The sequence below is a fragment of the Pararhizobium sp. P1_E7 genome, assembly GCF_056405855.1.
Window position 1 is genome coordinate 1 of the sequence record NZ_JBFUBH010000005.1, and the last position, 12,870, is coordinate 12,870.

Here is a 12,870-nt window from a genome sequence, read left to right on the forward strand (position 1 = left end):
GTTATTGCCGGCAAGTCCGCGCTCGACGTCGAGCAGGCCGATTGGGATACCATCAAGGATCATCCCGTTGTGGTCGCTTGGATCAAAGCCGAACATCTCATCGTCACCGGTGAGGACGAAGATCCGAAGGTGTCGGAGCGCGACGACCTGAAGAAGCAAGCGGCCGAACTCGGGCTGGAATATCCGAAGAACATCAGCACCGAGAAGCTGAAAGAGCTGATCGACGCGAAGCTCGGTTCCTGACGACAACAGGCCCGGCGGGCAACTGCCGGGCCTTCCACTTCATCGGAGAATGACATGGCTGGATATGGTACCACTGCGGAGTTCACGACCTATGCGGCCGCAGCCGGCTATGAGTTCCCCGAAGGCACTACCGATCCCCAGAAGGACGCAGCGCGTCAACGCGGCTCTCTGGTGATCGATCGGTATGAGCGGTTTTTCTCCGGCAACCGAACCGGCGGTTATTCGCAGGAGAGGGCATGGGGCAGGACAGGGGCGTCCACCTACTATGGCGAGGCTATCCCGAACGGGGAAATCCCGGTCGCCATCGTCAACGCCAGCTATGAGGCGGCATTCCTCGAATTGACCAATCCCGGCAGCCTGTCACCGGTGGTCACAGGATCCGCAACAGTGAAGCGGGAGAAAATCGGGCAGCTTGAGGTCGAGTATGCGGCCTCGTCGACTACGAGCGTCGCCGATATGGTAGCGATGGCCACTCCGGTTGTGACGACGATCGAAGGGTTGCTGTGGCCGTTCCTCATCCCGATCCTGCCGGGCATTCTAGTAGTCTAGTCCCGCGGCAAGGGTAACTCATATACGAACCCGATCGCGAAGGCGATTAGCACTATCATCAAGACAACTCGTGCAAGCAAACCGGGCTTAGCTTTGAGGAGATCCGACCAAATCCACCCTCCAACCAAGATGCCCACAAACGCTACAAGAACGATGGGAATTAATTGGCCCAGGACGTCTGGTCTGCTTTCCACTGCGGCAACATAGCTCGCTGCAACAAGTAGGGCGGACGACGTGAACCACAACGTATCAATGGTAACCGTTGCCACCGTCCTCGCGAGATTGCTAACGAATTCGAACGGCAGCGCGAGGCTGATCGCCAATATGAGGCACAAGGCTGCGGCTAGCAAATACAACTGGGCGGTATCCGAAAGCGCGAGCATTCGGGGTATCATCAAGATGCCCGTGGACCGTTGTACGAGGAACGCGCAACCATAAAGCAACGCACATATGACCACGAGTACAGGAACGCTGCTTATGCGCGTCAGGCGAATAACTTCTCTCATTRCAATCCCCATGTTGGCGCTGTTCCTTACTGAGGGGATCGTTAAATAAAGGTGCGTTCGCATGGTGAATATTTACAACCGTCTGCAGGCGACTGCGGCCCACCTGATATCGAAATTCGGCCAGACGGGCACCGTGACGCGCCATTTGCCACCCGATCCGGTAAACGGCGGCGATCCGGTGGAAACCGCGTATCCGGCCACGCTGGTACCGATGGCATACGATGCCCGGAATATCGACGGGACCGTGATCAAGACCGGCGACGTGCAGATTTACATTTCAGCCGTTGGGCTTTCCATCGTGCCCCAGGTTGACGACATCGCGACGGTCGGCGGCAAGGGCTACCAATTCGTGAACATCGATCCATACATTTTCGACGGCGTTACCAGTGTGGTTTTCGTCTGCCAAGGACGGATTGCGGGTTAGTCCGCTGTCCATTCCAGCTTGAAAAGCATCTTCTGATCCCCCGATGGGAAGCTGCACACAGCATCGACCGTTGGCCCACCAGAACTGCCGGGTCTGATCATATAGGTGCCGCCATGGCCTTTGAGGCATTCGGACAGCCGTTCGAGGCTACGATAGGGCACGTCTCGGATAATCAATGGTCGCAACCGCGTCATTTGAGTTCCTGAAACGGAATTGATACAACAATTGAAGGGTTTAACTCCAATGAAGATCACCTTCATGAAGGCCTATAAAAAATACGAGGTCGGCGCGTCCGACACGTTCCCAACGACTGAGGCCAAGTCGCTGATCGCCATCGGTCTGGCTGTCGAGGTCAAGGAAGAAGCCCCGGCGCCGAAGAAGGGCAAAGAGCAGGTGACGGAATGAACCGGCGCGGTTTTCTCCGGGCTCTGGTCGCGGCTCCAATCGCGGCAGCTGTAGCGCCTATTGCTTTGGCGCGGCCTGTGCTTGCGACTGGTGGCTATCCAAAACCCAAGCGTTACCTCGTCGGTGAAATCGGCCCGGAACTGATCATCCCGACAGTGATGACGGCCGATAAAGTCCGTCGGTGGGGACTTATGCAGCTGATTGCCGATCGTGAGTGCGGACGGCGCGCGCGGCGCGCCTATCGTCACCAGTGGCACACAGTCTGGTGTCCATACCGCCATGTCTGTCCCGGCCGGCACCACGAAGTACTTCTACGGGATCGTCATGACCGCGCAGGAGAACGGCGGCGGCGCCAACACGGCACGACTGCTTTCCGGCAACATCGAAATCAATAGCCCGGTCATCACCGTGGCCCCGACAGGTGCATAATGGCCAATCAGAAAACGGAACACGACTTCATCGACCTGACGCTGCTGGACGAGAACCTCCAGCTTCAGGAAGAGGGCTTGGAGGTCCACATCGTAGGGCCGGACAACAAGCCTCTCGGCCTCATCATCACCGTCTACGGACCTGACAGCGCCGCAGCAGAGCGGGCCTTGAAGGAAATGCAGAAGGAAGAAGAAGCCGAGGCCGCCAAAGACGGTAGCCTCGAAGAGGACACGGCAACCGGCCAGCGCCGCCGGTCGATCGTGTACCTGTCCAAGCTCACCAAGGGCTGGAATAAGCCACCGCGCGTCGATGGTGAGGAGCTGAAGTTCTCGGAAGAGAACGCAAAGCGCCTTTACACCAAATACCCCATCATCAAGGGCCAAGTGGAGTTCAAGGCTGAACGCCGGAGTTCTTTTATCAAAAGCTGATCAACAAGCTCGACAGGGCTTTGCGTGATCGGCTTACCGGCAAGAAACCGCGCGTCCCGGTAGCGGGGCGGCACGTATGGGACTGGTTTTGGCGGCTGGACCGGACCCGAGAGGGCACCGGTTACGGCATCAACCCTTTACAGCCATCGCAAATCGAATCGTGGATGAGGCAGCGGAAAATCCACCCGCTGCCTTGGCACCTCGACGCGATCGATCGGCTCGATACCACTCGTATGCGCTTGTACTTCGAAAAGAAGGGCGACGAGGACCAGCCAGAACAGGCTGAAGTTTCATCCCGCCCTTTGAGTGCAAACCTCTTCGACGCACTTTTCCCCGCCAAAAGGAAGTAACCTATGACCGTTGCATCGCTTGGCTTTGCCATCGACAGCTCACCGGCCAGCAAGGCCGCTTCTGATCTTGGCACGCTGGTTTCTGCTGCCCAGCGGACAGAAAAGGCCGTCGATAGCATGGGTGAGAGCGCCAACCGCGCGATTACCAAGATCAGCGGCGCGGGCGCTCAGATCAATCAGAAGCTACGCCAGGTCGCCAATGATACTGAAAACCTTGCGGCTCGGATCAATCGCGCCCTGAACATCGGCGCGGGATACGGTTGCCGCATGGGGGCCGGCAGCGCAAGCGCACGGACAGGGACGATAGTTCGACGTTCTTGCCGAAACGGCGACCGATCTCTCTGCGATCCAGCTGCATTTGGTGCCCACACGCCTGGCAACGCGCAATCAAGACGTACCATTCCGGCAAGGCACTTAGCGTTTCGTAGTCGAAGTGAGTGCTGCTGCTCGGCGCCAGCTCTATGCTCCTGTCGTGTCGCATGGCGGTCAGTCCCGGTCATAGCTCGGCGTCCAGCCACGGGTGAAGCCGATACTCATCCCGATCTGGGTAATGGCAAGCTGTTCTCGCAGGTGCCTGATGTCTGCCAGCAGCGTTCCGATGGTGGCGCGAACGTCGCCGCCGTGAAAGGCGAGGGCGGCGGTAATCTCATCAACCGGGCCGGAATATTGAATGTCATACGCGGCGGCGCTGATCGTAGACATGGTTTCTCCTTTCCATTGCGGCCCAGCAATGGATCAAACGTGCATAGATTTTCAGATTGGCGTCCGCATTCGCCGTGAACGTTCTTATTATGTTCCGAATGAGGCGAGAGTCAAGACAGCGTCGTGAAGCCTGGACACCTTTGAAAAAAACATAATGATCGCTGAARATCCGGAACCGTCCAGAAATCGTTCGAGGTATTGAGAAGATTGAAGCGACGCGGACTGGCGGCGCTATTTCCGCCTTTCCGGTGCTAGGCGGAGGCCAGATCACCCCCATAAATTTCGAAACTTGCGAGTTTCAACTTTAAATGAGATATTGCTAATTTAAGCTTAGTTGACGCGGGGGGCTCCAATGTCGACCATAAGTAGCAATGTCAATCTTGTTTTTAACGGTACGACTCCATTTGTCATCGGAGGCGACCAGTATAACTGGGCAAACAATGGCTTCCTGCTGGCGGTCGATATTTATGCAGATCCGGCCGCTGCCGTTCGCACCGCCACCATAAAATTCGAAGGCAGTTCGTGGGGGATAGGAACCTTAAGATTCGTTGGCAACGCGAAAGCGGTGATCACCGACACAGCAACAGGGATCGACCGGTACATTCAGCACCTCTTTTTAGGGTCGCCCTCAGGCCATGTCGTAACGTTGTTAAACACCAATGTCGGCGCGATAGAGGGCGGCAGTGGTATTGAGAAGCTCACGTTGTCTTCGGACTATTTTGGCACCATTAGCCTCTATGGTGGCAACGACAACGTGACGGTGAATGGCAGCAGCATCGACTATTTGAACGTTGGTGATGGTACAAATACAGTCTCGATCTCAACCGGATATGTTGGCGCAATTGTCGGAACCAGCGGTGCCGACACTGTCGTTAGCTCGGGCGGCGAGATTGAGACGGTCAATCTTGGCGGCGGCAACAATCACCTGACAACCGGGGCGGGATATGTAAACAGCTTTGTTGCCTACTCCGGGAACGATACGGTTTCGATCGGCAGTGGCGGTGCGGAATCGATCGGCGCGGGTTCCGGAAACAACATCATCACCACGTCCTCGGGTGAGGTGGTATCGATCTTTGTTTATGGCGGATCCGACACCGTGAACCTGGGAAGCGGTGGCGCCATAAACGTATTTACCGGTAGTGGGAATGATGTCGTCAATCTGACGCCTTTGGCGAACATTGACTATCTCGCCATTGTTGATGGAGCCGCCGGTGTTGATACCGTCAGTTTTGCAAAATTCACCGAAAATCTCAGAGTTTCCCTCGATTCGCRTGATCTCACGGATATGAGCAAGGGCTATTTTTTGCTCACAGGCTTTGAAAAATTGACCGGCGGGTCCGGTGCAGATGTCCTTGTCGGATCCGGCAATAATCAAACGTATCTGCCCAACAACGTTTTGAACGGTGGTGCGGGCAACGACAAGCTCACCGGCCTTGCAGGCGCCGATAGCCTTTATGGCGGCGCGGGCGCGGATATCTTCATCTTTAACGCGACCAAGGATTCAACCGTCGCTGTTGGTGGGCGCGACACGATATTCGACTTTACCGCAAGCGATGATATCGATCTGCGGTCGATCGATGCCAAGACGACCGTGGCCGGCAACCAGGCGTTCAGCTTTATCGGGACAGCTGCGTTTCACGGAGTTGCCGGTGAACTGCGCTACACCAAAGATGTCTCCGACACCTACATCTATGGAGACGTCAACGGCGACAAGACGGCGGATTTTGCCATCCGTCTGGACGATGCAGTAACACTGCTGCCAGGCTATTTCCTGCTGTAGTAGCTACCGAGCGAACTGGAGGTGCTAGATAACTGTGACGACGGTTACAACTATCAGCGACATCACCATGGACGCCTCAATGAAGAAAAGTGTGACAGTATGGGCGGTTGGCAGGGCGGGTCTAAACATGTCCAGCTCCATCCTCGATTGAAGATGTGACTAGTTGAGTTTGTAAGGCCGCATCCGTCGCATCCGGGTCGCCGCACCATTTGTATACGGCAATTCCCGCACGGCGGAAGCCAAAAGAGCGCTGTTCGTTCTTGGATGGATCATCGCTACCTTCCCAGTCGCCAACAACGATATTTTCAACCCTGATGCCAGGTCGAAAGCGATTGGATAGGAAGACCGCCAGATCGGAACAGTGGTCAATATCTGGCTCCGTAGAAGGGTGTAGCACGTCCGGACTTGGAAGGGCGCGGTGAATTGTTCTCAGCTTCTGGGATTTTACGAATTTTTGCTGGATGGAAGACATGACGTCCTCCTTTGTTGAGGCTAGGGCACGATAACCCTCAAGCGGCAGCGCCTGCATAATAGGCTGCCGAAGGCGCGACCTTGCGCCTGACTGTGACCATTAGCAAGGAAATAAAAACTCAACCGCAACCCATGGTTTTGGCTGGCAAACAAGAATTGGGACATGCTGGTGACGGGACTGGGCGGTCAACCGATCAAACCGAGAATCGGCCCGATGAACGCCATCAGCGCCAGGCCGACGGCGAGGAAAATGATCGCGAGAACGATGCGGCCAAGATCGGGCGAACGGAGGTACCGTTTCCCAGTTTTGCCGCTAAAATATGCATTGCTTCCGAACTCTCGAAAACGGGCACGTACCTCACGCACACGGTCACATTTTCATCTTGTGCCCCTGCTACTTTAGGCTAAGGATGCATGTGCGGGAGGTCGCGAGGAGGCGGCTTCTCACAAAAAAAAGATGTCAATCCTTGGGAGGAAAATGATGCATATATCCGATATCGCAATACCCCCAAAAGACCTCGATTTGCTCCAGACGGTTCTTGACGCTTGGTGTACTCAGCATCGCATTCTTCGCAAGGACGCGACTGCAGAAGCAAAGATTTTGATCAACGAATATAAGCGCGGCAATCGCTCGCAGATCAAACTCATCGACGCACTCATCAACAGCACCACGCACTAGCGGGATGTAGTCCCGGTTACGTCGAGAACCCGGCCTCACCAGCCGGGTTTTTTAGTGCCTGAAGCTGCCGCGATACCCATAGCAGCGCCAGATGATAGCGAAGCTTTCAGCCGAGACTTGCCAACCCGGAGCCGTCCACACATGGCTCCGAGAGCTAATGTCTGCCCGGAAGTAGGCTGGCGACCGCTTTTGGCCCGAACCGCGAACAGACACGCAGTTCGCAGGTATTTCCGCCGGCGCGAAATACGTCCCAACGAAACGTCTGGGTGCAAAGTGGGAAGATGACATGACGACATTGTTCGTAAGGCACGAGGTTTCGGACTACGCGACTTGGCGCAGGGTCTACGACGCGTTTGCGCCAGTGCAAAAGGCAAATGGCGTTACGGCGGAGTATTAAGTCGCCGACAATCCCAATGACGTTATCGTCACTCATGAGTTTGCCACTTGAAGCAGCTCAAGCCTTCGGCAAGTTGGAAGAGCTGAAGTCGGCGATGCGCACAGGAAGACTGAACGCAAGCTCGGCTCGCTGCTTCTGGCCGTAAGCGGTTGTCCACAATACCGCTGGAAGGGTGGTACCGATCGGCCTATTTGTTCCGTTCCAGGAGAAGTGCGGTCAGCAAATCGATTTGTTGCTGCTGTTTTTCAACGAGAGACTTCAGTTCAGTGGTGCGCATTTGATCCAGCTTGTCGTGTAGCGCCATGATCTCAATCTCCGCCTTTAGATTGACCTCATTTGACTCATCATGATCACGGGTGCCTGAACGGCTGCGAGCATCGAAAGGATAAGATTGAGAAAAATGAAGGGATAAGGGTCGAACGCATGCGCTGTTGCAAATTGGTTCGATGCCACCCAGAGCGCCAGCAGCAGCGCAAAAAACATGATGAAGGCCCACGAGCCGCCGAACTCGGCGACCTTGTCCGCCAGACGTTGACCGAAAGTCAACGTCTCTTCGAAAGTGCGGTTCGAGTCCCGCGTTATCGCACGCCGGGCAACGTGGCGGCGAAGCACTGCGCGTTCCCGATCTGTTAACAGCTCAACAGGTCTTCCAAGATAGCGGCTCGCACCATCGGCAATTTCCCCCGCGGCGTCGCTGTTGTTTTCTATTTCTTTGGGCATTGGCTCCTCCATCCCATTGCGTGGGCGTTAGATTCTAAACGCGTTGTGAGGAGTTTGTTAGATCGCTATTAGGGCGGGCGCTGACGTGCGGGCAAGGAAAAAGAGAGGCGACCTACAAGGTGTTCGATTTGACTCGCAACACCGCGTGTAGCCTTCATACCGGCTTGCCAGTTTTTAGTCGTCTCCCTGGGTCGATGCGTCCCATTTGAGGGAAGAAAAAGCCACCTACAGCGCTGAGGTCAAATGACCGCAATTGGCGCAAAGCTGCCCCAGCCTCTTTCAGTTTGCAGTCACACAGTCAGCTTTTCCATGCGTTCTCGTACAGCTGAGTGCGCTGCCATTAGTATTCGGCCCGGTAGTCGGTACCAGGCAGAGATAGCGGCTGGAACATTTTCGAAAAGCATAATGATTACCGACGATGTGGATATGTCCAGAAAGTCGCCGAGGTGCCGGAAAGGTTCACTTTCTGCAGTCCGGCACGGGGCACCTTGAATTGCGTACAATCTTACGAAGATCAACCGAAAAGGGTATATGTCGGCATCGACTGCGAGATCGATTCGGGATGTTTGAGCCAGTCACATTCCATCACGGGGAGAGCGCAATGAAACTCGTAAAAGCCCAAATACTTGGCTTTCGATCCTTCTCCGACTCTGGCGAGATAGAGTTTTCTGATGGCATTAATCTGATTGTTGGCCAAAACAATGCCGGAAAGAGCGCGTTGCTCCGGGCTCTGCTACAACCACTAACGAATGATCGTCATCGCACGCCTGAAAGGTGGGAAGATTTTAGGTTGCCCTCTCCGGAAGTGAGGCTGTCAGTTGAAGTTAGCGGCCAGGAAATGTCGGTAGCGATGCTTCAACGAGATGTTTCATACATCCCGGCCCCTCCGAACACAGATACTGTCCAGTTTGGTCGTCGATTTCTTGAAATTCCTCAGCTCATCATAGCCGCAACCAATGGACCCCACAGTTCGATTTTTACCACATTATATCCCGGCCATGGACTGTTCCAACTCCCTCCCAACAATCACGTCTGCGTGAGTTTCACTCCCCTGGAGGGCGAGTTAGCCGAGCATCAACAGTTCCGGGGTGACGACAGCATAGGTGCATTGCTGACCGATGTCTGGAAGGCTAGGATGTTTTACTTTACGGCTGAAAGGATGACCATCGGAGAGTGCAGCCATGGTCACGCTCCTCGCCTTTCGCCTAATGCCAACAATCTCCCATCAGTGCTTCACACTCTCATCGGAGATAGAGGTGACAGATTCCGAAAGCTCATTGAACACGTCCGGGAAATATTCTCCACTGTTGGCAACTTAAGTGTGCGCCCCAAGCCAGACAATGCGAACCTCATAGAGGTTAGAGTTTGGCCAACGGAAGCGATGGAGCGAGTTGAACTAAGTTTCCCTTTKGATCATAGCGGAACAGGTGTATCTCAAGTTCTGGCTCTTCTGACAGCGATCATGACTGTGGAAAACGCCGTTGTAGTTGTTGATGAAATCAACAGCTTTCTGCATCCCTCGGCCGTCAAAGCACTGCTAAGGATTCTGCAAACGGATTACCCGCAGCATCAATATATAATTTCGACACATGCGCCGGAAGTGATTGGCTTTAGCAATCCTCAAACTTTGCACCTAGTGCGGCGGTCCGGATATGAATCTACGGTAAGCCGGTTGAACCTGCAAGAGGTTGAACAATTCCGTGAGGTTGCTGAGCATTTGGGTGTGGCGATGGCCGACGTGTTCGCTGYGGATCGTATAATTTGGGTTGAGGGGYCAACTGAAGAGTTGTGTTTCCCCCTCCTTTACCAACACGTAGTCGGGCACGCCCTACCTAAGGGTACTGTGATCACATCGGTGGCTTCCACCGGTGATTTCGCGGCAAAACGACGAGATCGAACCCTAGTCTACGAAATCTATAGGCGCTTAAGTACAGCGGCGACGCCGCTAGTCGTATCTGTTGCCTTTAGTTTTGACAGTGAACAGCTGACGCAAGGTGAAAAAGAACAAATGCATAGGGAATCCCAAGAGCAAATGTACTTTTTGCCGCGACGACACTTCGAATGCTATCTAATCGATCCTGCCGCCATCGCTGCCTTCATCTGCGAAAAGGACCCCGCTTCTGAAAACGTAGTGACGGAACGTGTCGTCGAAGAAAAATTGATTGAGCTTGCTGGGCAGCGAGAGTTACTTGTTCGGGAATGGCAACGTGACATATCCGATGAAGCCTGGCAGGCCCGCGTTGATGCTGCCCGTCTCATTTCTCAAGTTTGTGTCGATTTGTCCGAGGCCCGCGTGACATTTAACAAAAAGAATGAATCACTTTATCTACTTCAACATGTTCTAAGGCACCGGCCGGAGACGATCCGACCACTCTGCGACTATGTATGCAATCTGGTAGACTCAGTCCAAAACTAATCCCTTGCGCTTGCATTCGTAGCACCAGGAACGCTACTCATCAGCAAAGTCGCAACCCGCGCCCACCAACTAAGGGGTTGATGGTTGAAGTTTTGGCATCCTAGCCCATCCTGCATATTTATCGCCATCACGGTGCTTCAAATGGGCATATCGCTTGAGCGAGCTCCATGACCGATGGCCCGACACAGTGGCGACGTGAGGGATCGACCAGCCAAGCTCAAAAAGGCGCGATATGCYTTCATGGCGAAGATCGTGAAAATGGAGATCCTCGATCCCCAGAAGCGGGCAGGCACGTGTGAAGGAAGCGCTGACGGACTTCGCCTCATAGGGAAAGATGCGGTCGTCGCTGCGGGGAAGGGTCTGCAGCACCGCCAAGGCTTCCGGGACAAGGTCGCACCACACATGGTTGCCTTCCTTCTCTCCGGGGTTCTTCATATCGCGCACGAGAACGCGTTTGTTTGCTTCGTCGAGGTCTGACCAGGTAATCCGGCAAATTTCATCTTGGCGTCGCGTCGAGAACAAGGCGAACAGGATGATGGCCGACATCGGGATGACGTCGGGTACGCGGATCTGGCGGTCCTCGTAGTGACCAATGATCGTGTCCATCTCGTCGATTGTTGGGCGCCGATCGCGCTCTTTCGATCGTCCGGCCGTGCCGAGGCGCTTCAGCACTTTCTGCGCGTCCAACATGGCGGTGTAGTTAAGTTCGATAGCCCATGCCGGTCGCGCGATAGCGAACACGCTCGACAGGTGCGAAAGGTAGTTGGCCACGGTTTGGGGCTGACGACCGACACTCAATTGCTGCGCGAATTCGACGATATCAGCGCTCCCGATATCGCGGCACTTCATGGACGCAATCTGGAAATCCTTGATAGATTTCAGAACCTGTTTTTTCGTCTTCCCGTAGGACTTTTGGCTTTCGCGCTCATATCGATCAATCACGTCCGCCAGTGTAATGTTCGGGTTTTTACCGCTCGACAATGCACCTGGTGCACTGAGTTCCGTTTCGCGCTTCTTCAGCCATGCGTTTGCCGCCGGCCGGCGCTCAAAAGTCTGCGCCTCGGAATGCAGGATCTTGCCGTCTCGCTTTATCCTGATTTGCGCAGTATAAGCTTTCGACCCATTTGCGCGCTTTCGCTCCGTTATCGTTCCCATGGCCAGTGCTACAAGCCTCCCCTCAGTGCTACGGCGTAGCAATAGCACGCAGGAAACGACATCAAAAGAGCGCAGACGATAGAAAACGAGACGTGAACGAATTGAAAACGAATAGCGAAAACTCAGTAAAACAGGGGTACTTCCGCCCCCCTGTTTTTGCCGTTGCCCCGATGATCGACTGGACGGATCGGCACTACCGTTTTCTTGCCCGGCAGCTTTCCAGACATGCGCTGCTCTACACCGAGATGATCGTCAGCGAAGCAATCCTGCGCGGTGACCGGGACAGGTTGCTGGGGTTGGATGCGGTTGAGCAGCCGGTCGCGTTGCAGCTTGGCGGCAATGACCCGGGCAAGATGGCGCAAGCGGCGCGGATCGGCGAAGAGTTCGGCTATGCCGAGATCAACATGAATGTCGGCTGTCCTTCCGACCGGGTGCAGTCGGGCACATTCGGAGCCTGCCTGATGCGCGAGCCCGCGGTTGTCGCCGACTGCGTGGCGGCGATGAAGGCTGCAGTCTCCATTCCTGTGACGGTCAAGTGCCGGATCGGCGTCGACGACCAGGACCCTGAGGTGGCGCTGCGCGATCTGGTGTCGCGGGTGGCGCTGGCCGGCACCGATGCCGTCTGGGTGCATGCGCGAAAGGCCTGGCTGCAGGGGTTGTCGCCGAAGGAGAACCGGGATATTCCGCCGCTGGACTACGGGCTGGTTCATCGCCTCAAGGCGGAAAACCCCAATCTTTTCATTGGCATCAACGGCGGTCTTGGCAGTTTGAATCAGGCCGTTGAAGAGCTGAATCAGGAGGCTGCGCTTGATGGTGCCATGCTCGGGCGTGCCGCCTATCATGATAGCGCCATGCTGACCGCCGTGGACGGATATTTTTCACATCCGGTGACGGGGGCGGCTGCCGTCGATTTTGCCGGCGAGGCTTTTACCGCCAATGGGCACCGGCAGTCGCTGGAGTTCTGGGCCGGGGTGCGCGAGGCGATGATGGCCTATGCGGCCGGTCATATTGCTTCGGGCGGACGCCTCATCCATGTCACCCGCCATATGGTCGGGCTGTTCCAGGGCTGGCCGGGTGCGCGGCGGTTCCGGCAGATCCTGTCGGCCGATGCGACGCGGGCAGGGGCCGGGCCGCAGGTGATCGCGGCGGCCTTTGACGCGATCTTTGCCGCAGCCGAGGCGAAGCAGGCGGCGGAGTAGGAATTGGCAGTAGGGAA

At 55.5% G+C, this 12,870-nt stretch carries 14 protein-coding genes and 3 pseudogenes; 13 read left to right on the plus strand and 4 right to left on the minus strand.

What is annotated here, in order from left to right; translation table 11 throughout:
* The 7 genes and pseudogenes from AC1D17_RS07285 to AC1D17_RS07315 all read left to right on the plus strand — a co-directional run.
* The coding region (locus AC1D17_RS07285; protein WP_477564747.1) for a hypothetical protein at positions 1–243 on the plus strand (243 nt) is incomplete at its 5' end.
* A gap of 54 nt (positions 244–297) precedes the next feature.
* Positions 298–792, plus strand: coding sequence for a DnaT-like ssDNA-binding protein (locus AC1D17_RS07290; RefSeq protein WP_477564748.1), 495 nt, complete (start codon positions 298–300; stop codon positions 790–792).
* A gap of 567 nt (positions 793–1,359) precedes the next feature.
* Complete coding sequence (locus AC1D17_RS07295) at positions 1,360–1,722, plus strand: hypothetical protein (RefSeq protein ID WP_477564749.1); 363 nt, start codon at positions 1,360–1,362, stop codon at positions 1,720–1,722.
* A gap of 243 nt (positions 1,723–1,965) precedes the next feature.
* Entirely contained in the window at positions 1,966–2,127 is a 162-nt protein-coding gene (locus AC1D17_RS07300; RefSeq protein WP_477564750.1) for a hypothetical protein, read from the plus strand.
* A gap of 231 nt (positions 2,128–2,358) precedes the next feature.
* Positions 2,359–2,556: pseudogene (locus AC1D17_RS07305) on the plus strand (hypothetical protein); the annotation flags it as partial.
* Complete coding sequence (locus AC1D17_RS07310) at positions 2,556–2,984, plus strand: hypothetical protein (RefSeq protein WP_477564751.1); 429 nt, start codon at positions 2,556–2,558, stop codon at positions 2,982–2,984. The pseudogene AC1D17_RS07305 and the gene AC1D17_RS07310, both read left to right, overlap by 1 nt.
* A gap of 20 nt (positions 2,985–3,004) precedes the next feature.
* Positions 3,005–3,334, plus strand: a complete 330-nt coding sequence (locus AC1D17_RS07315) for a phage tail assembly chaperone (RefSeq protein ID WP_477564752.1) — start codon at positions 3,005–3,007, stop codon at positions 3,332–3,334.
* A 486-nt stretch (positions 3,335–3,820) separates the two neighbouring features.
* Here AC1D17_RS07315 and AC1D17_RS07320 read toward each other — a convergent pair whose 3' ends face one another.
* Positions 3,821–4,036, minus strand: coding sequence for a hypothetical protein (locus AC1D17_RS07320; RefSeq protein WP_477564753.1), 216 nt, complete (start codon positions 4,034–4,036; stop codon positions 3,821–3,823).
* 352 nt (positions 4,037–4,388) lie between these two features.
* Between AC1D17_RS07320 and AC1D17_RS07325 the strand changes: the two genes are divergently transcribed.
* Positions 4,389–5,816 carry a M10 family metallopeptidase C-terminal domain-containing protein gene (locus tag AC1D17_RS07325; RefSeq protein WP_477564754.1) on the plus strand — a complete coding sequence of 476 codons (1,428 nt, stop codon included), beginning with the start codon at positions 4,389–4,391 and terminating at the stop codon, positions 5,814–5,816.
* Between the two features lie 121 nt (positions 5,817–5,937).
* On the opposite strand, the gene AC1D17_RS07330 is transcribed toward AC1D17_RS07325, so the two are convergent.
* Positions 5,938–6,288 carry a hypothetical protein gene (locus tag AC1D17_RS07330; RefSeq protein WP_477564755.1) on the minus strand — a complete coding sequence of 117 codons (351 nt, stop codon included), beginning with the start codon at positions 6,286–6,288 and terminating at the stop codon, positions 5,938–5,940.
* 80 nt (positions 6,289–6,368) lie between these two features.
* Here AC1D17_RS07330 and AC1D17_RS07335 point away from each other — a divergent pair, with 80 nt between their 5' ends.
* The 3 genes and pseudogenes from AC1D17_RS07335 to AC1D17_RS07345 all read left to right on the plus strand — a co-directional run bounded on the left by AC1D17_RS07335 (position 6,369) and on the right by AC1D17_RS07345 (position 7,508).
* On the plus strand, positions 6,369–6,695 hold the full coding sequence (locus AC1D17_RS07335; protein ID WP_477564756.1) for a hypothetical protein: 327 nt from the start codon (positions 6,369–6,371) through the stop codon (positions 6,693–6,695).
* 73 nt (positions 6,696–6,768) lie between these two features.
* Positions 6,769–6,966 carry a hypothetical protein gene (locus tag AC1D17_RS07340; RefSeq protein ID WP_477564757.1) on the plus strand — a complete coding sequence of 66 codons (198 nt, stop codon included), beginning with the start codon at positions 6,769–6,771 and terminating at the stop codon, positions 6,964–6,966.
* A gap of 286 nt (positions 6,967–7,252) precedes the next feature.
* Positions 7,253–7,508: pseudogene (locus AC1D17_RS07345) on the plus strand (cyclase).
* 42 nt (positions 7,509–7,550) lie between these two features.
* Here AC1D17_RS07345 and AC1D17_RS07350 read toward each other — a convergent pair.
* Positions 7,551–8,083: pseudogene (locus AC1D17_RS07350) on the minus strand (DUF1003 domain-containing protein).
* 601 nt (positions 8,084–8,684) lie between these two features.
* Between AC1D17_RS07350 and AC1D17_RS07355 the strand changes: the two are divergent.
* Positions 8,685–10,499, plus strand: a complete 1,815-nt coding sequence (locus AC1D17_RS07355) for an ATP-dependent nuclease (protein WP_477564758.1) — start codon at positions 8,685–8,687, stop codon at positions 10,497–10,499.
* 69 nt (positions 10,500–10,568) lie between these two features.
* Here AC1D17_RS07355 and AC1D17_RS07360 read toward each other — a convergent pair whose 3' ends face one another.
* Positions 10,569–11,654, minus strand: coding sequence for a tyrosine-type recombinase/integrase (locus tag AC1D17_RS07360; protein WP_477564759.1), 1,086 nt, complete (start codon positions 11,652–11,654; stop codon positions 10,569–10,571).
* A 170-nt stretch (positions 11,655–11,824) separates the two neighbouring features.
* Here AC1D17_RS07360 and dusA point away from each other — a divergent pair, with 170 nt between their 5' ends.
* Positions 11,825–12,853 (plus strand): tRNA dihydrouridine(20/20a) synthase DusA, encoded by a 1,029-nt coding sequence (gene dusA / locus AC1D17_RS07365; protein ID WP_477564975.1) that lies wholly within the window; start codon positions 11,825–11,827, stop codon positions 12,851–12,853.
* Positions 12,854–12,870: the final 17 nt, after the last annotated feature.